Here is a 20,027-nt window from a genome sequence, read left to right on the forward strand (position 1 = left end):
CGACCGCCGAGCCCACCACCCCCGCCCCGGCCACCCCGGCCGCGCCCGCCCCCTCGGTCCCGAACCCGGAGCCCGCGCCGCAGACCGACCCCACCCTGCGCCGCACCGTGACCGCCCTCGCCATCGGGATGGTGGTCCTGGTCGCCGCGTTCCTCTTCTACGCCCTAGCCGAGCACCCCGCCGCAGCCCAGCCCGCCCAGGCCGTCCTCGCCCTGCTCGGAGTACTCGGCACCGTCGGCTCGATCCTCGCCACCCTGCACGCCCTGAACCGCCGCCCATGACCCTCACCACCGGGCGGCAGCGATTACCCCGCCAGGGCAACTGACCCGAGACCGTACGATCGAAAGCACGGCCGTGCTCCCCTGATTCAGGACAGGCGAGCACGGCCAGGCCCCGGCCCCTGGCGACCGCAGTGCCGTGGTAAGTACAGAGTGCCGTGGTAAGTACAGCGAGGGCTTGGTACGCGACTCGGTGAAACCATCACCACCGACCCGACCACGACGGGTCAGAACAACCAGCCGACCAGCAAGACCACGACCCGTCTCCGCCGCTCTTCTTCTTCCTGTTCTCCACCTTCCAGCGGTCGTCAGACTCAGAAGAGGGGTCCATACAGAAGTAGTCGCCGCGCGCCCGCCCCCTTGACCAGCCTTCCGACGTGCAGCTTCCCCGGCGCACCCGCCAGGCTGGGGGCAAGTTGAAAGGCACGTTGAAGGGCACCTTGGAGAGCAAGTTGTAAGGCACGTTGAAGAGCAAGCCGGGCAAGCCCCGCACTCCCGCGGGTGGATGCGGCTTACCAAGGGCACCGCCACTTACCACCGCACTTACCAACCGGGGCTTGCCCCGGTACCTGCGCAGGTAGTGCGCAGCGCAGTGGCTTGGTAAGCGCCGCGCCGCTCCTGGTGCGCCGCGACGGCCCGGGAAACGGGAACTGCCCGGCCCCCACAGGACAGGGTTCCTGTGTGGGCCGGGCAGCGTGGCACCGGCCCAAGCCGAACAGGCAAGGGGGACTCGGTGCCGCCGGAATCACCCGGGTTTCGGGCGCGGGCGATACCGGAGCCCGCACCCACTCGGGGGGACCTGCTCTGCGGGTGCGGGACATCTGTGGATCCAGCCCGCCCTTCCCTGACGCCGTGGGAGCAGGGGAAGGGCGGACTGGCCCGTACCGCCGGACCGTTCCTGACCGGCAGGACGGTGAGCCCCGGGGGTACGGGTGCCCGTTCCGTGCGGAGCAGCGTCGGAACGGGGGCTTGGCGGGGGGCGGGTCTATGCCGGCTGCGGGCCGGACCTGGCCGCGGCGGGAGGCACGGCCGGCTTTTCGGTCGCGGGGAGATCGGGGTGAGCAACGAACGTTCGCCCGCCCCCCACCGGCTTCGGCACCGGGTCGGGAGACGGAATCCCGGGCGGGGGAATGGTCATGAGCCTCTCCTGCTCTCGCGTACGGGTGGTGATGAACGATCCGGTGATCTGCATTTCGTAGGCCGCGCCCATCGTCTTCGTGTCCACCGCGACCTGAAGCACGTCCAGAAGTACGGCTCGGGGTGTGGTCTCCGACCAGAGCCGCCGCGGCAAGCTGAACGAAGAGCAGCTTGCCGCGCTCGGGATGGACTGGGTGTAGGCCGGATCAGGGTTGCGGAGTCCGGGGTGGGTGGCTGGCGTTCTTCGCGGCCGGCTTCTTGTCGCTGCACTCGGGCGACAGTTCATGCAGCGCGGTGTGCACGAGGAGATCACCGATATCCGAGTGCGGCTTGGCCGCCTCTTCACGCAGGGCCTGGCAGCCGGGGCAGTTCTTCTTCACCGCAGGCCTCCCTCGTTGTCGTGCAGCGTGGCCGTGAGCGTCTGCACCGTGGCAAGTTCGTACACCCGGTGTCCCGTCGCGCCCGCGTGGTCGCGGCACCACATCTGCGCCGCGTCCGAGGACGCCAGCGTGTCGGAGCGCTGCCCGCACCCGGAGCATTTCCCGGTGCACCTCACGGGGGCCGGGCGGGCGGTCAGCCGCCAGTCCGTGCACTGATAGCCCCACTGCCGCACGCTCATGTCCCCCGGCAGGGAGCAGCGCTCCCCCGTGTCGCCAGCCAGTCCGAGGAGCTGGCCGGTGTAGCGGGCCAGGACCTGGGCGTGCACTGTCGCGGCTGCGAGATGGTGCCCGGGGCCGGTGTCCAGCTCGGCCCGCACGTCGTGGACGGCCTCCTGCCAACCGGCCGGGGCGGCGTCTTCCACGATGGGCACCAGGTAGGCGATGTGCCCGCGCAGGACCTGGAGCCACTCCTCCACCGTCTCGGCGGCCGGGAGTCCGGGGCGCGGTGCCAGCACCTGGGCAACGAACTCGGTGATGGCCTGTTGGTCGAGGAGCGGGGCGTTAGCGTGGGTCATATCGTCAACCTCCCGTGGTTGATGGTCATGCCCCCGGGCCGCCTGCCGCGGCCGCGGGGGTCTGCTGCATCAAGACCCTTGCGCTGCACGGTGGTTGGGGCCATCCCATGGCCCTATAGCCGCGTCCTATATTTGGGGTATGGGAGAAAGTCCCGAGAACGTATGGTCACACCCCCAGCTCGCAGCCGCCGTTACCGGTGAGGACTGGGGCGCTGTTTTCCGCACCTACCGCAAGCTCACCGGGCTGAGCCAGACCAGGCTCGGTGAGCGCGTCGGCCTGGTGCAGGGCGACGTCTCCGACATCGAGCGGGGACGGCGCCGGGTGACGTCGGTCGAAGTACGCCAGCGCATCATGGCGGGGCTCGACGTCCCCGCCGAGCTCCAGCCGGGCGGGTCGGGCCTGCCTGCCGCCCCGGCCCCGGTGGCCGGTCTGTCGCTGCCTGGTATCGCGCCGGACGATGACCTCCTGGACCGCGTGACGAACGTCGTCGCATCCACCCTGCGCGTGGATGCCGCCACATTGGACTGGCTCGACCGCCTGCTAGCCGAGCACCGCCGCGCGGAAGACTTCATCGGCTCCCGCCCGATGGTCAACGTGATGCGCCAGCAACTGCGCACCGTCGTGGACCTGTATGCCAGCGCCCGCGGGCCGTTGGCGGACCGGGTGGTCCGGCTGGCTGCCGAACACGCCCAGTTCCTCGCATGGATGGCACAGGACCAGGCACAGACTCCCGCGGCACTCGCCTGGTACGACCGCTCCCACGAATGGGCCCTGGAAGCCGGCGACGCCAACATGGCCGCCACCACCCTGAGCATGAAGGCCCACATGGCGTGGTCCGGAGGCCGGGGCCAAAGGTGCGTGCGGCTGGCCGAAGCGGCCCGGTGGTCGGCCCCGGGCACCTCGCTTGGAGTCCAGGGCATGGCCGCGCAGATGGCCGCCCGGGGCCACGCACTCGACGGGGCGGGCGATGACGCCCACCGTCTCCTGGACGACGCCCAAGACCTCATCACCCGGGCCAGCGAGCGGCCCGAAGACGAGCCCGTGTGGATGTACTTCTACGACGAGACCTGGTTCACCCTGCAACGCGGCATGACCGCGCTGCACCTCGGTGAGTGGCACACCGCCGTCGACAAACTGCGGAGCGGACTCAGCGCACTGCCGGATGAGTACCGGCGGGACAAAACGTGGTACCGGGCCTGCCTGGCCCACGCCCACGCCGGCGCCGGACAAGCCGCCGAAGCCACAGCAGTCGCCGTGGCGTCCGTCCCCGACGCCGCAGCGATCGGACGCCCCCACTCCTGGAACGAACTCCACACCACCGCCGCCGTACTGCTCCGCCAACGAGCGGCAGAAGGCCGCCAACTCATCACCGCACTCCGCGAACACGACTGACCGCCACTCAGCAGCAGGCCCTGTTCTCCGGAACGGGGCCCTGTTGCGCGTGGTGCTCACGACGTCAGTGTCCCGCCAGGTCAGAGAGGGAAATCGACCAGCCTGACCACGGTCACCGTGAGCACGGACTCGGAGACGTAGTACCGCACGATGACCCCGGTCACCGTCGCCTCACGGCGGTCACGGTCACCACCGACCTGAGTCGAGCCGTACCCGTACGGATCGCTGCCCAGCGTCGACTCCATGGCGGCCTTGAAGGCGCGCGGGTCGGGCATCCTCGCCAACGACGCGTCCGCCGGCGGCGCGTACGCGATGGCGTACTTGCTCAAGCGGCACGACCCTCGCGGCCGCGAAGCCGAGCGACGATGGCCCGCTCTTCGTCGTCCTCGACCAGCTCCAGAATCCAGTGCCGCATCACCGCGTGGATCGTGTGCACGGTCGCCTCGGCGACGGCCTGGTCGAAGTCGTCGCGACGCTCTTCGGGCAGCGCCTCACGGATCCCCGGCAGGGTCGCGGGCACCTCGACCTCCCGCCCGCCGCTGAACGTCCTGAGCGTGTCGGCCATGACGATCTCCTCCACCGCAGGCACCGTAGGCCCACCCCTCCACAGTAGCGAGATCACGCCCAGCCCGGACACCAAAGCCGAAGAGGTCGCATCCTGGGTCGCATCCTGGGTCGCGCCCTAAGACGCGCCCTGGGTCACACCCTGAGTCGCACCCTGAGTCGCATTGGAAGGGCCTCACGCAGAGCCTCGGAAACGCCCTCTGACCTGCACGACAAGGGGTGTTCAGAACGCCCGCCGCAGCGCCGACTACTTACCTGGAGCGTCCCTCCTCCCTCGGGAAGGGACTCGCTTTCTGTGTTCCCGTCCGACGGTCGCCCGTGGTGGTTCAGTACCCGCAGTTCGGGCAACGGCCGCTCCCGCGGCCCCGGGTCTCGACCTCCACCCCGATCTCCCTCATCCGTCGCACCTGGTAGGCGATCGAGGATGAGCTGGAGAGGCCGGCCGCGGCGCCGAGCTCGCGGAGCGAAGGTGCCACCCCGTGCTCTGCGACCCATTCGCGGGCGGACCGCAGAATGCGGACCTGGCGGTCGGTGAGGGCCCTCATGCCGTCTCCCCTTCCCCGTGCATGCGTGCCTGGCGGCGCAGCTCCACCCGGGCCGCCGCCGCACCGCCGGGCATAGCGTCGAAGAACGGGTGCGTCTCGATGCGGCGGGAGAGCACTTGCAGGCGGCGCCGCAGGGCCGTGGTGTGCACCGGACGTTCGGCAAGCGCCGCATACGTACGGTGCCACTCACGCTGGGCTTGGAGGAGGTCGTCAGGGAAGGTTCGCGCCATGACCGGAATTCAACCAGGTGTTCGAATTCCGATGCACGTTGATCACTCGACCGCGTCCCAAATCGCGGCGCGAGCCGGCTTCACGGTCCTGCGATCAACCGCAGGATGAGGACAGCGTTCCAGAGTTCCGTAGTTCCGGACTCTGTAAGTTCGGAACTCCCGAACTCCCGGAGTCTGCCGGTCGGTTCGTGGCCCTGTCGGCTCGATACCAGGAAGGCCAGCAGATCAGCCCGCGAACTGCGAGCGAAAGTCTGGGAGTGTTGGAGAGCCGGACGAGCGAGCGGCCGGGCTGGTGGATACGGATACCAAGGGGACAGGGGGGCCACCTATGGGGGCAGCGATCGTGGGCGCGGTGTTCTGGGCCGGCGCAGCCGGAACCGCCTGCTGGTGTTGGACGAAGTGGCGCCGCGGTGCCGACGAACTGTGGGCTCCCCGGTGGGATGCCCTCTTTACCGCCCTTGGCGCGCTGACCCTCGCGGTCATGGTGACGTTCGTAGCGGTTCCCGTACCTCCGCCTCTGGCTGTCGGTGTCATCCTGCTGCTCGGCCTCGGTTGCGTCGCGTGCGTAGTTGCCAAGCGCGTGTCAGTCCGACGTGCCGATGCCGAAACACGGGAGATCCGCGCCGAGCTCGGCCTCCCCATCGAGCGGCGCATGTGGCGCTCGATGACCGTCGGCATCCTCTGGTTCACCGGCGCTGTCCTGTCGCTGATGGCGTGGGTATTCGTCGGCATGACGCAAGCGATGACGCACGGCACGCAGCCCACGGCCGATGAACGGTGGCCGGAGATGGAGCAGGCTCTCCACCACGGGTACGCCACTGTCTACGTAGTCCTCGCCCTGGGCGGCCTGCATGTCATCGTCCAGCAGGTACGCCGCGACCGGGAGCAGCGGCGCGTACGCGCCGCGGAACAGCAATACCTCGCCCAGAGCCGCACCTCGTGACACAGGCCGGGACGGGCAGGCCTGTAGTTGTCGGCTCGCGCTTGTCCAGTTCGAGAGGCGAGCCTGATCGAGGGCATGCCATTACTTCGGGAGTTCCGAACTCTGTAAGTTCGGAACTCCCGGACTCTCAGAGTCTGTCAGTCACTTCCTGGCCCGTTGGCGCGATACCAGGGAGGTCAGCAGATCGGCTTCCGTATCGCCTTTGAGCTGGTCGGCGCGCATCAGCAGCACATCGACCGCGATCCGGATCAGGGTGTTGTCAGTGATGATCTCCGAGCGATTCCGGCGCTGCGCGGAAACTCGGCGGCGCAGCGCCGTCAGGGCTTCGATCTGGTCGGCACGCAGGCGCGTCTCTTTGCGCTCCAGATCCTTCCACCGCGGGCCGTGCTCTCCCCCGACGGTTCCCGGAGTTACAGACTCCGGAAGTACGGAACTTCCGGAGTCTGTAACTCCGGAAATCCAGGAGTCCGGCACTTCCGAAGCCTGGTCCCCTGTCGGCTGCTGGGGCATGAGGGATTCGACAACCGGGGTCACGGGCTTGCGGGCAAGAGGGGAGGCGGCAGGCACGACAGGCCGCTCACGCTTGGGACTCATCCGATCGCCTTCCACAGGCGCTCGGCGTTGTCCGCATACACCGCGCGGATATCCGCGGCACGGGCGCCTTCCGAACTGAGCGGCAGCGCGGCGTCCGCAGCATTCTTGACGGTCGCCCGCTCCGGGATCGGCTCCCACACCAGGTCCTGCCCAAAGAGGCTGGGGAGGGTGCTGACGTGGTGAAGGTGGGCGCCGACCCGGTTGTCGATCCGGGACGGGATCGCTGCCAGGAACTGGAGGTCCATGTTGGCCAGCTCGCGGCGGGTCTGTTCGTCCTGCATGAAATCCCTCAGCCGGGTGGCGCCCTGAACGCCGTCGAACTCCGGGTCGATGAGGGCGATCCCGTAGTGAGCGGCAGCGAGAGCCAGCTCGGTGAGGTGGCCGAGCGACGGCGGGCAGTCGATCAGGGTCACGTCGTACTGGTCGTCCGCTCCTTCCAGCGCCCGCACGAGCCGGCTTCGGGCCCCGATGACTGCCGCCTCGGCCACCCGCTTCTCCAAGTCGAACCGCGACGGCAGGATGTCGATGCGCATCCCGTACACCCCGTCCCAGGCGCACGGCACGATCCCGTCGACGGCCGAGCCGGTCTCTGCGTCCCGCAAGACATCAGCGGTCGTCACGGTCGGGCTCTCTTCGCGGTACGGACGGCCCAGCCGACGCGATGCGTTGGCCTGCGGGTCCATGTCCACAACCAGGACCCGACGCCCTGCATCCGCCAGCGCGGCTGCCGTGTTCACCACCCAAGCCGTCTTCCCCGAGCCGCCCTTGTTGTTGCCCGCAGCTACTCGCCTGCTGCCCATTGATCCTCCAGACTCTGTTATTCCGGTACTCCCGGACTCCGGAAGTACAGCTCACGCATGCCCGGCATTCTGGCACTGCCGACCATCCCTCCGTGCCAGAGGCATCAGATACCGGAGTTACAGACTTCGGAACTCCGGTATCTGATGCCTCTGTCCCTCCCGGGGCGAAGAGCCGCCCACCTTGCCCTCCTAGCCCAGGTGTTGGGCAAGGTGGTGCCGTTTGCGCTTCGACGGCGGACAAGGGGCTGCCCGCCGTCGAAACAGGCTTGCCCGGGGGGCGACGCAAGTCATCGGCTGACGCCCCGGAACCGGGCAAGAGCACGTCGGCCTCAGCGGTTCCAGGGCCGGGGCTCTACCACTTCCTGACTGAAACGCACCATGGAACGCACATTGCCCCGGGAGCAGGCGGTGTCACGGCAAACGGGCGGCACGAGTGGTCCAGATCACCCCCGCTGCGCACCGAGGGGGCGGACCGCCTCACCCGTGTGTACTCAAACTGACGTCATGACCTACGACTTCACCCGGCACATGGAGGAGATCGCAGCCTGGTACCGGGCCATCCTCACCGACGTCTACCCCGACGGCCCCGACCGGGACGCGAAGGAAGTGGTGCTCGACCAGCGCGATGAATTCACCAGACTCGCGACCGACGACGTGGCGCCCGCCGTGGGCGCCGCCGCAGTGCAGTGGAACAGGGCTGTTCTGATACTTGCCGAGGCTGAGCGGGAACTCGGACGGCCCGGATGGCGGCCGGAATGGACCGACGTGTCTGAGTACTACGTGCCCGGAGGCGATCCGGTCTACGGCCCCTTCGGCCCAGCCGGGCCGTAGACCGGAAGCAGGACACCGCGCTCCGGGCCGGGATGGTTGCGTACGTCAACGGTCGGTGCTGTACGTCTCCGAGATGACGTACACGGGAGCGGTCGCGTCGGCGGCGCCCGCGTCCACCGGTCCCGCACCCAGACGTCGCCGCCCGCCGACTGCGGGGGCCTGTGACGCCGCGGGCAGCTGCTCCACCCATTCCGAGGCCGCGGCGCGCTCGGCCGCCGTCCGGGCCCGGGGGTCTCGGGCGGGAGGGTCGGGAAGGTCTTGGCCTGGCCCCAGGGGCCGGCGGCGCGTCGTGCTCACACCCGGCAGTCTCCCAGCCCCACCAAGCGGCACGCGCGCCCCCACCACACGTGGACACGGGCGCCGTTGGGTAACAACCCGCAGTTGCCACCCGAGTGAGGGACTGACAACACCCGTTTCCGGCGGGACCCTGGACCCGCGCGCAGCGCGGGGCTCCGACGAGACGGCCCACCGCGGTGAGCGCGGGCCGTCCGGTCTGCATGGTGACCGGACCGCCCACCCGGCCCCGGCGACACCACCCCCGCCGGGGCCGACTCCCGTCTCCGGCGGCGACGTGGCCGTGCTCGGGGCGCTCCGGCGTGTTGATACCCCGTCAGCACCCCACCCCAGCCGCAGAATCCGCGATCGTCCGCGAGAGCGCCGAACTCAACCGCGCCCGGCCGAGGGGGCCGTGACGGCCTGTACGGCCGTCACAGGCGCCCCGAGAGCCTTAGACGGTGGCAGAGTGCGCGGCATCCTCGGCCTCAGACGCAGCGACCGCCACCGCGCGGGCCTGTTCCCACTCGGCGTCAGCGGCGAGCTTGGCCTTCTCGGCCTTGATCCGGCACCTCCCGCACAGACCCGCCGTCTGTACCGCCCGACCGCACACGTCACCACCGGTCCCCGGGCAGGTGTCGGCCCCGGGGCCGGTGCCGGGCGTCTCCGGCGGGGCAGACGTGGCACCGTCGCACACCAGACAGCGCGCGCCGGGTGCCACCACGCCCCGCCCGCACCCGTTCTGACACACCGGCTTCTCACCGCCCAGACACACCGCGCACAACTCCAGTCCGGGCAACGCCAGTCGGGCACACAGCCCACCGTCCCCCGCGCACCAACGGTGCCTGTCCTGACCCGACACGGCTGCATCCAGCGTCGCCAGCCGCTCCGCCAGGCTCGGCGGTGTGGGCGTCGGCTCACCACCCACCACGTCCCGAACGCCTGACTGCTGCGCGGGAATCGGCCGGATCCCGGCAGCGGGACCGATCGCGCGCAGATCTGCCAGCCGCCGGCCGACGATCGCACCGACCGACGTACGCACCGGCTGAGGCAGCGGCACGGACACCAGCGCGTGCCGGATCGCCTGCGGCGTGATCCCCTCCGCCAGCATCGCTGTAGCGACATCGCCTTGATCCTGAAGGGTCTTGGCGTGGGTGATCTGCCACTCCGGCGCTTCAGCCGCGACCGCCCGCAGCACCTCCACACCCGGCGTCAGCTCCACCGGCACCACGGCCACGGCGCCCCCCGCCCTGTTGCCGCGCAGTTCCGGCGCAGCGTCAGCCGCCGCTGCTCCCGCCACACCGGCCCGCACGGGCTGCTGCTCCTGGCCCTCGATGACACCGCCCCCGTCCGTCCGTCCATCCGTGCCCGAACCGATCGCGTCCGGGACCTGTACGTCAAGGACGGAGGGAGGGATGGGGTTGTGGTTCAGGGAGTGGTTAGAGGTACCGGTTTGGGGGTCTACAAGTTCCCCCGTGGACGACTTGTAGTTCCCCCGTGGACGACTTGTAGTTCCCCCGTGGCGCGGTTTCGGGGTGCTCTCACGGGGGGTCTTTGAGTTCCCCCGTGCTTTCGGCGGCCGTGGCTTCCCCTTGTCCGCGCGGGGGGTCTTGGCAGGGGCAGGGGCGATGGGAGGCCGGTTCTCAGGAGTGAGCGGCGGGCGGCCGAGACGTTCCCGCTCCGCGTTGATGCGGTCGATGTTGGAGAACCACGTGTACGGGATCAGCAGGTCATAGACGACAGGCCGCTTGTCGGCGCGGTAGTGCTTCACCAGGTCCTGATCCCCTTTGGCGATCAACCCCCGTTTCAGCATGTTTCGCCAGCACCGCTTCACGGTCTCTTCGCTCACGTGAGTCCGTTGAGCGATCGTCTCCTTCGACTGCCATGTCCCGCAGCCGTCGTGATCCGCCTTGTCGGCCATGCAGCCGAGAACGGCGAACTCGTTCACGTCGGCTACTGGAGCATCGCCGCTCACCGCCCACACCATCGCTTCGAGACTCACAGGGACACCTCGATGAGGTGTGCGCAGTGCTTGTTTGACGTGGGGTGGGGTGGAGGGGAGAACTGGTCGAACATGAAGGGACGCCTTTCTGCGCCCGCATCGCGCGTACCGGGGAATCGTCCCGGGTACACTCGCGAACGGACCTCAGGTGGTCTGGCCCGCTGCCGGAGTTGACGCTCCGGGATCTACCCCAGTGGGCCTTTAACGTGTCTGGGTGAGGCTACTCCGCGTAACGCGGGTAGCTCAGGTGGCGGTGATGGTGGTCTGTGTGCCGCCGACTGTCGCGGCACGCCGCCGAGTTGGCAGGCGGCTGACGGCGTGGTCCGCCCCTGAGAGCAGATCCGGGACGGCGATGCCGTAGTGCGCCGCGAGCTTGTCGATGTCGGCGAGTGTCCAGCTCGAACCGCTGAGGCCTGACTGCTTGCGGCTGACCTGCCCTTGCGAGAGGCGGAGCCCGCGGCCGAGGTCGGTCTGGTTCTCTCCCGTTGCGTACATCAGCGCCGCCACGGTGAGCCGCAATTGGGCCTCTGTACTGGACATATGGGCAACTCCCATCATTTATGCACTGGGTACATATGGGCTAGTCGTCGGTGGCGCGCCGCTTGGCCCGGACGGGGATGCCCGCCTCCGTCAGCCACGCGTAGAACGTGGTGGGGCTGACGCCAGAGAGCTTTTGGGTACGGATGCGCGGCGCGCCGGCGCGGATGGCGTCTATGGCGGCGTCGCGTACGGCGCGTTCGAGTCGCGGAACCTCCACATCGCGTGTTTTGGCCGCCTCTGCGAGAGCGCGCAGGGCCCGCGCCTGCGCCTCTTCCGGGATCTCGTTCATGGCCGCCATAGTGCCAGAAACTCACGCGTGAGTCACGGTTGCTCGCAACTGAGTTTCGTGTCATGGTGGTGCTGCCCCGGAAACAGGGCGGCCCCCGGCGGGTGTTACAGCACCCAGCCGAGGGCCTTGACCACCCACCTACGTGCATAGGAGGGCGATCCGTCATGGATCGTATCGCCACGCCCACGGGCGTGATCACCACGGCCCCGCCGTATGTCGGCCTCTTCGAGGACTGGGAGCGCGAGGACAACGACCGCGGCCCCGAGCCCGAGCCGGAGAACCTCGCCCGCGTCATCATTCGCCGCCCTGTGATCGGGGGCCCGTCGTGGCGCTGAAGCGAGACATTCCCACGGCCCCCGGCACCCGGCCGGACCCCAAGCACGAAACGGTCTACCAGCCTTCCCGCGGCGGTCACTACCCCGCGCCGGAGAGGCCGGTTCCTGGCACTCCCAAGGGAGGGCGGCGATGAGCGACGACGACCGCCGCGCGGCCGAGGCCGCGATGGAAGCGGCCCGTCAGCAGGCGCAGGCCGACAGTCGGGCCGCCGCGGAAGCGCTGGCCGCCGTCCACGCGGCCACCGCAGCCGCCACCGCGAACGCTGCCGCGGTGGCGGCGCACCTCGCCAGCCGCTGACCCCCGAAACCCAGACGAGAGGAGTTCGCCGTGGTGAACCAGGTACCGGACAAGCAGATCACTGGGGTTGTCACCAAGTTCAACTTTGAGCAGAACCCCGACGGTTCGGCGGTCCTGGTCGCCTACACCAGGGACCACAACGAGATGGTCGGGAAGGTGTGGATCACCTTCGATCCGGACTCCGTACGTGCGCTGAGGCGCGCCGTCGAGACCCGGCTCGCCCAGTGATCCTCCGCTGACAGACCGGCACAGATGTCACAGAAGCGCACCAGCCGCCACCGGATGACAGGCCACTGTGACGGAGCCCCGGACCATGCGTGATGCTGCGGGATCGAATCCCGCCCGGGGCGCGCACCACGAACTCACCACCAGGGAGAGCCAGATGACCACCACAGCGGAGCCGCGCACCGCGGCCCCGAAGGTGCCCGCCCCGGTAGGGCCCGCGCCGACCCCGGGTCCGGAGCCCGTTCCACCGGGCGCAGCCCCTGCTGCCCCGGGTGGGCCCCGCAACCGCTCCGGTCGCATGCTGCGGTTCGCCATGGCCGCAGGGATGCTCGGCGGTGGAGCGGTGGTCGCCGGCATCGGATTCGCCGCCTCTTACACCGCACTCCGCAAGCTCGCGGCGGCCCACGGGTTCGAGCCCGCCGTGGTCCCCTGGGTCCCCATCGGGGTGGATGCCGGGATCATTGTGCTCCTGGCGGCCGATCTGTTCATGGCCCACCGCAAGCAGCCGTGGCCCGTGCTCCGGTTGAGCGCCCACCTGCTGACGCTCGCCACCATCTACTTCAACGCCAGCTCGGTCGGCAGCGGTGATCTTGTCGGCGCGGGCATGCACGCCGTGATGCCCCTGCTGTTTGTGGGGGTTGTTGAGGCGGCCCGCCGGGCGATCATCAAGGCCGCCCACGTCGAGCGTCCGGACACGGTGCCGCTCTACCGCTGGGTCCTCTCCCCGTGGAAGTCGTGGGCACTGTTCCGGCGGATGCGACTGTGGGAGATCCGGTCGTACGCCACGGCCGTGAAGCTGGAGCGGGAGCGGACCCTGTACCGGGCCATGTTGGAGCGGGAGTACGGCAAGAACTGGCGGAGGAAAGCCCCGGCGCCGCGCCTCCTGCCGCTCACGATGGCGCCCTATGGCCTGTCCGTCGACGAGGCCCTCGCACTGCCTGATGAGCACGACGCCCGCGAGCAACTCCGCAAGGACAAGGCCGAGGCCGCCCGACTCGACCGCGCCGCACGGGCCAAGGCGGCAGCTGCTCAGGCCCGGATCGCCGAACTGAAGACAGAGGCCTCGGTCGTGGCCGCCGAACACGATTTCGAGGCGACCACCGGCGCAGCCGCGGCCAGGGCGCGCGCTGCCCGTACGGAGGCCGAGACCCAGGCAGAGGCCCAGGCGCGAGCAGCTCGCCGCGCGCTCCAGGAGGCCGAGCACATCGCCGTGGTGGAGAAGGAGGCGCTCGACTCGGTCACCGCAGCCGAGGCTCGGGAGCGTGCGGCCGAGGCGGAGCTGCGTGCGGCCGAGGAGAGCGAGCGTGCGGCCGGAGTCCGCCTGCGTGCGGCCGAGGCCGACGAGGAGGCAGCCGCGGCTGAGGCACGGGCGGAGGCCGCAGTGGCTAAGGCGGCCGAGGACCGGGAGCGCGCGGCCGTCGCCAATCTGCGTGCGGCCGGAGCCGAGGAGGAGGCGGCCGAGGTGCGCCTGCGTGCGGCCGAGGCCGAGGAACGCGCCCTCGCGGCGGAGGAGCTGACCCGGCTCACACCTCGCCAGCGCGACGCCCGGAAGGTCGCACGGCTGGTGCTCACCGAGGCGGGCGGCGTGGTCGAGCGGCTGCCGCTCAGCCGGATCATGGAGGTGCTCGGAGTCTCCGAGACCACCGCGGGCGACCGTCGCAAGGACGCCCGAGCCCTGCTCGATGAGGGCTATCAGCCCTGAAAAGGGGCGGGATGACATCGGATCAGGAAATCCCCCTGCTCGATGTCAGATCCCGGATCTAGTCTCACGAGACGTGATCGGCTCGTGACGGGTCCGGCCGGGATGCAGCCCCGACCGGACCCCCTCCCAAACACACGACAGCGCGTCACCAGGAGGCACGACCAGTATGCGACGTACTACCGAGGCCGGCGGCTACACCCGCACCATCCTCCCGCCCCGCTCACCGATGTGGCCCGAGAGCGCCTTACGGGGCTGGCCCCCGTTCGGCGGCGACGAGCTGCGCGTGCGGCAGTTCCTGTGGCGGGTCCTGGGAGTCGGCGCCGCTGCCGCAGGAAGGAGGCACCCGTGAGTGACGAGCCTGAGCCTCAGTGGTGGAGCGTGCAGCCGGCCCGCCCCGAGCCGTATGAGCCGAACCCGTACGAGGCGGAGCGTTGGCAGGACCCCGACGCCCTCACGGACGCGGCGGAGGCCATGCGCGACGCTGCCGACGCCATGCGCGACGCCGCGACGCCCCCGGCCGAGTCCAATTGGGATTTCTCCTGGATCGGCCGTTGGTTCAAGGAAAACAACAACGGACGCGCATGCAAAGCGGCGCTTGCGACCACCGGCCCCGCTTTTACTCTCTTGCTTGTCTGGGGCAAGTTCGAGTTTGGGGCGGCTGCCGGAATGACCCTGATGGGGGTCGTGCTCGGCGGTATCTGGCATCTGCGGTCGGAACGGAAAATGACGCGCACCTTGGTGTGGGGATTTCCTGTAGGGCTGGCGTACTACACGCCGGTAGCAATCGTTCTCGGCACGGCCAAAATCCTCGTAGGGGGCTGAAAGTGAAGACTGTAACTCTCGGAATGTTCACGGTAGGTTTCCTGATTTTGGTCGGGCGCCTGAGTTGGTTCTGGTTTAAGAGCCGCTCCCGGAATTGGGCAGACCTGATTCCGTTCGGGATCTCGGCGCTGACGTTCGCGGCGGCGGGAGCGTGTGCGGGTGGAATTATCGGGACCGTTATGACGTGGTCCCGAGAGAAGGTCGGTCAGGGCGGTGACTGGGCTCTCGAAAAGGGCACCGGTGCGCAGCACACGAGCATCAGCCGGAGTGCCGAGTTCGGCACGCTGACCCCCTTCGGTGCGGTCATCATGCTCGGTCTGGTCGTCGTATTCGTCGTCGTCTACAAGTCGGCGAAGCGGAAGCCGAAGAGGGAATTTTCGTGGGGCGCGCCGTGCGGTCTCACGCTCGGCCCGTTCCTCGGCGCGGTCACGGTCGTCCCCCTGATCAACGGAATCGGGAACATGACCATTGGTTCGTTCTTCCACTGACCGGCGCGCGGCCCGGACGCCATCGTCCGGGCCGCGGCTCCAGATCCCGAACCCGTACGCCGGAGAGCCGAGATGAGCACCCCGCCCCCGCCCAGCACCCCTACCGGGCCCCCCACCACGCCCGCCGAGCCCCCGACCGAAACCCCCACCGGAACTCCCTCCGAAACCCCCACCACGGAGGGGAAGCCGGCGACGGCCGAGGCCACCGGCACCGAGACTGCCGAGCCCGGCCCCTCGCAGGGACTCGCCCGCCGGACCGTGACCCGGGTCGCCGCAGGCGGCCGACACCTCGTCGCAGGCCTGCGTCACCGAGTGCTCACCGGTCACCAGTCGGACGAGGAGATCCGCCGGATCCTCGTGCAGCGCCAGCTTGTTGCGTACGAGGAGCTCCGCGAGAACGCGGGCACTGAGCTGGATGACGTCCGGGCCCGCATCAGCAAAGTGGAGCTGCTTGGCGCTGAGGACGGCTGGACGCCCGAGCAGCGCCACACGGCGAAGGCGTTGCGTGATGAGCGCAAGCGACGCGAGCAGGCGCTGCGCGACCTCACGAAGCAATCGTTTGCGGCAGTCCAGCCCACTGCCGCGCAGATCAAGCGCGCCCGACACGTCGGCAGCACCCAGCGGTTCGTGGGCCTGGTCGTCGTCCTGGCCGCCATCACCGCGCTGATCGTGGTCCGTCCCCAACTCCTCCTGCTTGCTCTACCTGGTGCTGTCGTGGCCCTGTGGTGGGTCGGCAGGCAGCCCCCGACTCTGGCCCAACGGGCCGTCCCCGAGAGGCTCCTGGCCCGCCCCGAGCTCGCTCCGCCCGCCAAGGGCGCAGATGCCCCGGGGGGCGAGGACGAGGAGGAGCTCCAGCCGTACCCGATCGCCGAGGCCACCACGCCCGAGGAGGCCGAGGAGGCGCTGCGGCGCGCGATCGTGCGTGAGGGCGGCGACATCGAATCCGTCACAGGCGGGCGCCGCGAACCGTGGGGCTGGTCGGCACGCGCGGTGTTCAACACCGGCTCCCCGGACCAACTCAATGAGGGCGAGACCTACAGGAACCTGATCACCCTGCTGCGGCTGCGCCGCAACGGCCTGCTCATCGAAACCGACCCAGAGGCGGGCGCAGCCTGCGATGTCCGCCTGGTCCAACGGGACCCCTTCACGCCCGAAGTCGTGGGCCCCGTGCCCTACCGGGCCCCGCGGTCGACCTCGATTCTCGACGTCCACGACTTCGGCGTCGCCATGGACGCCACCCAGCTCGCCTACTCGCTGGCCGGGCTCATGCTCCTCATGGTCGCGGACTCCGGAGGCGCCAAGAGCGGCGTGATGCTCGCGATGGCAGAGGCCGCCACCTCCACCCGCGACGCGATCGTGGTCAACATCGATCCAGTCGGCACCGGCGTCGGTGATCTGGGGCCCGCGATCACTCTCGACGCCACGATGGACGAAAAGAAGATCACGGCCGTCCTCAAATTCTTGCTGAAGCTCTGCACGGCCCGCGCCCGCCAGCGTGCCGCGTATGGGTGGGGCAACAAATGGCGCGTCAGCCCCGAACACCCGGCATTCTGCGTGTTCGTTGACGAGTGGCCCCAGCTCAGCGACAAGAACAAGGCCTTGTTTATCCGGGTGCTGCTCCTCGGCCGCAAAGAAGCGCTGTGGTTTTATGGTGCGGCCCAATTCGGCACCAAGGAATACTTGGGCGCAGCCATCGGCCCGAAGTTGTCGGCAAGAATGCTCGGCCCCTGCCGTCGGGCCGACGTCACCGAGCTTCTGGGGCCCGGAACGATCGCCGAGGGCTACCGGCCGGACCTGTTGCGCGCGGCCACCCACACCGCACGGAACGACGCCGGACAGATCTATGCCCAGGGCCTGCCCGGCCTGGCGGACCGTGCGATGCGCTACCAGGTCCGCGAAGTCACGCCCGACTACGCGGCCAGGGTCGGTGCCGAGCGAGCAGCCGACGGCCTCCCCGACGTGACGCACACCCTCACTGAAGCCGGCCTGATCGATGCCTGGCGCGCACTCCAAACAGTCTGTGCTGACATGAGCCTCGCCGCGGACAGCGACGAGAGTGAGGAGCCGGCGGGCGATGTCCCGCCCATCCTGCTCACGATCATCAGCGCGTTCGTCCAGGAGGACGACCCGGCGTACCTGACCATGGATCAACTCCACACCCAGCTCCGCAAGGAAGACCCAGACCGGTGGGGTCGCTGGCACGACAAGGACGACCAGGGCCGTCTCCGCGAGCTGGGCAAGGCACTCTCCCGCGAGCTGCGCGAGGCTGGTGTGGAACTGTCCTCTGAGAAGCTCAGCGAGCTCAAAGGGGCGCCCCGCGGCTACCGGCTCGACGCCGTACAGCGGGCACTCCAGAGCGCGTCCTGACCACCCCAGGCATTGGCGATTGATCGGCGCTCCATTGGTGTTGATCGGCTCACCACAGCCGATCAACACCAATGGAGCGCCGATCGGAAACCGTTGCTGACCTGCGAAAACCAATCAAGTCAATCACCAGCCGCACCCCCTGCCTACCGGCCGATTCCGCCCTTCTGGGCTGCATGAAGGGGGAGGGGGAGGGTGATTGGCGGGCCCACCGGCTGACCGGCCCGCAACGGGCCACGCAGCAGGATCTGCCCTCTCCCCAACTCGGCGCCTGAGAGCATCAGATGCTGCACTTTTAGGAGGACTCGGATGACACTCGCTGACGACCCCTGCCGCCTCATCATCGGGGTGGCAGGACAGGCCTGCCGCGATCACACAGGCGCCTCGCCAAGCCCCTCCGGCGGTTCCGCCGGCGGCTCCACAACCGACCCCGCCGCCGGCAGTGACCCACTCAGCTCGTTCGCCCACTCGGTGGCGAACGGCGCCGCGTGGTTGGTCGAGCAACTGGGCAAGGCCATCGACGGGCCGTCGAGCGTGGACTTCACCAACTCGGGGTTCGTCGCACAGTACGCGGTGGTTTTCGCAGCCTCTTCTGTGCTCGCGCTGACGCTGTGGCTCATCGCCGTCGCCAAGCGCGCCATGCGAGGAGTGCCCCTGACGACCGCCCTTGGAGAAGCGGTTGCGTTTCTGTGGCTTGCTGTCGCCGCGAGTGCGTTCACCCCGCTCATCCTCTATGTCGTCGTCGCCGCGACAGATGCCGTCACCAACGCCCTGTCGGGCACTACTGGGTCCGCTGCCCAGATGTTCACCTCCATGGCCACCACACTGCGCCAGAGCGGCGACCACATCGGAGGCGGCCCATTGATGCTGCTCCTCACCTCCGCTCTGACCATCATCCTGGCGGGCCTGCTCCTGCTCGAACTGGTCCTGCGGTCGGTGACGCTATACGTCGGCGCGCTCCTGGGGTGTGTGGTGTACGCAGGAATGGTTGACCGCGCACTGTGGGGCAAAGTGAGGGCCTGGGCAGGCGTAATGATTGCCCTGATCCTGATCAAGCCGGTTATCGTGATCGCCCTCGGAATCTCAGGCGTTTTCACCAACGCGCAAGGGGCGGGGAGTTCATCCGTAGTGGTGGCGGGAATCGTCGTCATCATCCTGTCGCTCTTCGCAGGCTACGCAGTTTTCCGTTTCGTTCCCGGATACGGTGACGAAATCGCGGCAGGCCTTTCAATGCGCGGAGGAATTACAGGCGGACGAGTGGCGAGGATGGGTCTAAAGGCGGGCGCCTCTACGGTGGGCGTGATGGCGCAGGGAATTCGAACTCACGGTTCCCGCCCCTCCGGCGGGGGAGGAAACCAGGGGAACAGTGGGAGCAAGGGGAGCGCTAACGGTGTCACCGAGGGAATCCAGGCACACGGGACACGCGCCAAGAAGGACAAGCCGAGCAAGTAGAACACCAAAGCCCCCATATCTGGTGCGCAATCTGGTCCAACAACTGACGCGGCAACTCCCCCTCGCCCTTCGACTGCATGGGATAACACCCCCGGTCACCGTGGGTTTTTGGCGTGGTGGGAGGTCCGACATCCCCTTCTGCCCGGATCCCTGCGCCCAAATGATGAAGAGAGACGGGTGGGGCTTGGTCTGCGGGTGCGGCGGGGATGGGCCTGCTGGTGTGGCGAGTTGCGCGGCCACGGGGCGCCCGCGCGGCAGCCGGCCTGGGAAGCCTAAAGCGTGGGGCCGGGCTATGTGGGCATTCTCGGGTCACGTCCGGTACCGTCTGGCTCGCTGATAGGCGCTCTTGAGGTGTCGTCAGGCTGGTGAAAGGCGCTGTCGTTCTGTGGGTAAATCGACTGACGTCCTTCAAGGCCATGGCGGCCCCGGCATGCATGGCCGTCTGGCTCGGGATGCTACACAGTGCATCGGATGCGATGAGACAGGGTGCAGTGTGCCCGATGCGCGAGACTCATCGTAGCCGAGTCGGTGGTATCAGGGAGGGTTTTCGGGTACACTCATCCGTATGAGGCAGGCCCCGCAAGGTCTCTGAGTGGCCGTCAGGCCTGGTGGAGCGTAGCGGAATCCGCGTTCCGGTTCCTGCGGCCGGCACTTGTTCGAGCCTGACGTTCGCTCAGCACTCCGGGGGTGTCTGGTTGTTCGGGATCCTACACAGACCAGCACTGATGCACCCGCCCCAGCCTCCAGCCCCTCTTGGTTGGCGCCCCGGCGGAGCCGGGTTGGGGCCGTGAGAGCGGAGCGGACATGGCCTTATGGAATGGAGCGGAGCGGAATTCCGAATCCCCGCGCGGAGCGCGGGGATTGAAAACGCGAAGCGTTTTCGCTGGGTGCGCAGCACCCAGCCGTCCGCGCAACGCGCGGACGTTTCTCTGCTATGCGCGCAGCGCATAGGCACCCGCTCCGCGGG

The 20,027-nt window shown here is 68.8% G+C and carries 24 protein-coding genes and 1 pseudogene; 13 read left to right on the plus strand and 12 right to left on the minus strand.

Translation table 11 applies throughout. The annotated features are described in order from the left end of the window. A pseudogene (locus tag ACIQ8J_RS34460) lies at window positions 1-281 on the plus strand (hypothetical protein); the annotation flags it as partial. A 1,340-nt stretch (window positions 282-1,621) separates the two neighbouring features. Here the strand turns inward: ACIQ8J_RS34460 and ACIQ8J_RS34465 are convergent. Together ACIQ8J_RS34465 and ACIQ8J_RS34470 are read right to left on the minus strand one after the other, a co-directional pair. Continuing rightward, window positions 1,622-1,795, minus strand: a complete 174-nt coding sequence (locus ACIQ8J_RS34465; protein ID WP_403277872.1) for a hypothetical protein — start codon at window positions 1,793-1,795, stop codon at window positions 1,622-1,624. Then, complete coding sequence (locus tag ACIQ8J_RS34470; protein WP_403277873.1) at window positions 1,792-2,370, minus strand: DUF6415 family natural product biosynthesis protein; 579 nt, start codon at window positions 2,368-2,370, stop codon at window positions 1,792-1,794. Before ACIQ8J_RS34470 ends, ACIQ8J_RS34465 begins: the two co-directional genes overlap by 4 nt. A 139-nt stretch (window positions 2,371-2,509) precedes the next feature. On the opposite strand from ACIQ8J_RS34470, the gene ACIQ8J_RS34475 reads away from it, so the two are divergent. Next, window positions 2,510-3,763 carry a helix-turn-helix domain-containing protein gene (locus tag ACIQ8J_RS34475; RefSeq protein WP_403277874.1) on the plus strand — a complete coding sequence of 418 codons (1,254 nt, stop codon included), beginning with the start codon at window positions 2,510-2,512 and terminating at the stop codon, window positions 3,761-3,763. Between the two features lie 80 nt (window positions 3,764-3,843). Here ACIQ8J_RS34475 and ACIQ8J_RS34480 read toward each other — a convergent pair whose 3' ends face one another. The 4 genes from ACIQ8J_RS34480 to ACIQ8J_RS34495 form a co-directional block, all read right to left on the minus strand. Then, entirely contained in the window at window positions 3,844-4,038 is a 195-nt protein-coding gene (locus ACIQ8J_RS34480) for a hypothetical protein (RefSeq protein ID WP_403277898.1), read from the minus strand. A gap of 50 nt (window positions 4,039-4,088) precedes the next feature. After that, window positions 4,089-4,343: a hypothetical protein gene (locus ACIQ8J_RS34485; RefSeq protein WP_403608078.1), complete on the minus strand. Its 255-nt coding sequence runs from the start codon at window positions 4,341-4,343 to the stop codon at window positions 4,089-4,091. A gap of 310 nt (window positions 4,344-4,653) precedes the next feature. Continuing rightward, window positions 4,654-4,872, minus strand: a complete 219-nt coding sequence (locus ACIQ8J_RS34490; RefSeq protein WP_403277877.1) for a hypothetical protein — start codon at window positions 4,870-4,872, stop codon at window positions 4,654-4,656. Further along, complete coding sequence (locus ACIQ8J_RS34495; RefSeq protein ID WP_403277878.1) at window positions 4,869-5,102, minus strand: hypothetical protein; 234 nt, start codon at window positions 5,100-5,102, stop codon at window positions 4,869-4,871. The genes ACIQ8J_RS34490 and ACIQ8J_RS34495 overlap by 4 nt, the downstream gene beginning before the upstream one ends. Window positions 5,103-5,430: 328 nt before the next feature. Here ACIQ8J_RS34495 and ACIQ8J_RS34500 point away from each other — a divergent pair, with 328 nt between their 5' ends. Continuing rightward, window positions 5,431-6,045 carry a hypothetical protein gene (locus tag ACIQ8J_RS34500; protein ID WP_403277879.1) on the plus strand — a complete coding sequence of 205 codons (615 nt, stop codon included), beginning with the start codon at window positions 5,431-5,433 and terminating at the stop codon, window positions 6,043-6,045. Between the two features lie 141 nt (window positions 6,046-6,186). On the opposite strand, the gene ACIQ8J_RS34505 is transcribed toward ACIQ8J_RS34500, so the two are convergent. Together ACIQ8J_RS34505 and ACIQ8J_RS34510 are read right to left on the minus strand one after the other, a co-directional pair. After that, window positions 6,187-6,639 (minus strand): hypothetical protein, encoded by a 453-nt coding sequence (locus ACIQ8J_RS34505; RefSeq protein ID WP_403277880.1) that lies wholly within the window; start codon window positions 6,637-6,639, stop codon window positions 6,187-6,189. Then, window positions 6,636-7,439: a ParA family protein gene (locus ACIQ8J_RS34510; protein WP_403277881.1), complete on the minus strand. Its 804-nt coding sequence runs from the start codon at window positions 7,437-7,439 to the stop codon at window positions 6,636-6,638. The genes ACIQ8J_RS34505 and ACIQ8J_RS34510 overlap by 4 nt, the downstream gene beginning before the upstream one ends. 504 nt (window positions 7,440-7,943) lie before the next feature. Here ACIQ8J_RS34510 and ACIQ8J_RS34515 point away from each other — a divergent pair. Then, window positions 7,944-8,270, plus strand: coding sequence for a hypothetical protein (locus ACIQ8J_RS34515; RefSeq protein WP_403277882.1), 327 nt, complete (start codon window positions 7,944-7,946; stop codon window positions 8,268-8,270). Window positions 8,271-8,315: 45 nt separating this feature from the next. On the opposite strand, the gene ACIQ8J_RS34520 is transcribed toward ACIQ8J_RS34515, so the two are convergent. From ACIQ8J_RS34520 to ACIQ8J_RS34535, 4 genes are all read right to left on the minus strand, one after another. Next, window positions 8,316-8,567: a hypothetical protein gene (locus ACIQ8J_RS34520; protein WP_403277883.1), complete on the minus strand. Its 252-nt coding sequence runs from the start codon at window positions 8,565-8,567 to the stop codon at window positions 8,316-8,318. Window positions 8,568-8,997: 430 nt separating this feature from the next. Then, window positions 8,998-10,545 carry a hypothetical protein gene (locus ACIQ8J_RS34525; protein WP_403277884.1) on the minus strand — a complete coding sequence of 516 codons (1,548 nt, stop codon included), beginning with the start codon at window positions 10,543-10,545 and terminating at the stop codon, window positions 8,998-9,000. Between the two features lie 243 nt (window positions 10,546-10,788). Further along, window positions 10,789-11,085: a helix-turn-helix domain-containing protein gene (locus tag ACIQ8J_RS34530; RefSeq protein WP_403277885.1), complete on the minus strand. Its 297-nt coding sequence runs from the start codon at window positions 11,083-11,085 to the stop codon at window positions 10,789-10,791. A 40-nt stretch (window positions 11,086-11,125) separates the two neighbouring features. Next, window positions 11,126-11,374: a hypothetical protein gene (locus tag ACIQ8J_RS34535; protein WP_403277886.1), complete on the minus strand. Its 249-nt coding sequence runs from the start codon at window positions 11,372-11,374 to the stop codon at window positions 11,126-11,128. A 164-nt stretch (window positions 11,375-11,538) separates the two neighbouring features. Between ACIQ8J_RS34535 and ACIQ8J_RS34540 the strand changes: the two genes are divergently transcribed. The 9 genes from ACIQ8J_RS34540 to ACIQ8J_RS34580 all read left to right on the plus strand — a co-directional run bounded on the left by ACIQ8J_RS34540 (window position 11,539) and on the right by ACIQ8J_RS34580 (window position 19,060). Continuing rightward, window positions 11,539-11,709, plus strand: a complete 171-nt coding sequence (locus ACIQ8J_RS34540) for a hypothetical protein (RefSeq protein ID WP_403277887.1) — start codon at window positions 11,539-11,541, stop codon at window positions 11,707-11,709. A gap of 130 nt (window positions 11,710-11,839) precedes the next feature. Continuing rightward, window positions 11,840-12,007, plus strand: a complete 168-nt coding sequence (locus ACIQ8J_RS34545) for a hypothetical protein (protein ID WP_403277888.1) — start codon at window positions 11,840-11,842, stop codon at window positions 12,005-12,007. A gap of 30 nt (window positions 12,008-12,037) precedes the next feature. After that, complete coding sequence (locus ACIQ8J_RS34550) at window positions 12,038-12,235, plus strand: hypothetical protein (protein WP_403277890.1); 198 nt, start codon at window positions 12,038-12,040, stop codon at window positions 12,233-12,235. Between the two features lie 154 nt (window positions 12,236-12,389). Beyond that, a complete protein-coding gene (locus tag ACIQ8J_RS34555; RefSeq protein ID WP_403277891.1) occupies window positions 12,390-13,934 on the plus strand; it encodes a DUF2637 domain-containing protein in 1,545 nt (514 codons plus the stop codon). Between the two features lie 166 nt (window positions 13,935-14,100). Then, window positions 14,101-14,283: a hypothetical protein gene (locus ACIQ8J_RS34560; protein WP_403277892.1), complete on the plus strand. Its 183-nt coding sequence runs from the start codon at window positions 14,101-14,103 to the stop codon at window positions 14,281-14,283. Continuing rightward, a complete protein-coding gene (locus ACIQ8J_RS34565) occupies window positions 14,280-14,756 on the plus strand; it encodes a hypothetical protein (RefSeq protein ID WP_403277893.1) in 477 nt (158 codons plus the stop codon). The genes ACIQ8J_RS34560 and ACIQ8J_RS34565 overlap by 4 nt, the downstream gene beginning before the upstream one ends. Window positions 14,757-14,935: 179 nt before the next feature. Further along, the gene (locus ACIQ8J_RS34570) at window positions 14,936-15,244 is read left to right on the plus strand and encodes a hypothetical protein (protein WP_403277894.1); all 309 of its coding nucleotides are present in this window, start codon (window positions 14,936-14,938) and stop codon (window positions 15,242-15,244) included. 72 nt (window positions 15,245-15,316) lie between these two features. Further along, complete coding sequence (locus tag ACIQ8J_RS34575; RefSeq protein ID WP_403277895.1) at window positions 15,317-17,611, plus strand: hypothetical protein; 2,295 nt, start codon at window positions 15,317-15,319, stop codon at window positions 17,609-17,611. Between the two features lie 306 nt (window positions 17,612-17,917). Continuing rightward, window positions 17,918-19,060: a hypothetical protein gene (locus tag ACIQ8J_RS34580; protein WP_403277897.1), complete on the plus strand. Its 1,143-nt coding sequence runs from the start codon at window positions 17,918-17,920 to the stop codon at window positions 19,058-19,060. Window positions 19,061-20,027 lie beyond the last annotated feature (967 nt).

This window comes from Streptomyces sp. NPDC094147 (assembly GCF_044764265.1).
GTDB lineage: Bacteria > Actinomycetota > Actinomycetes > Streptomycetales > Streptomycetaceae > Streptomyces.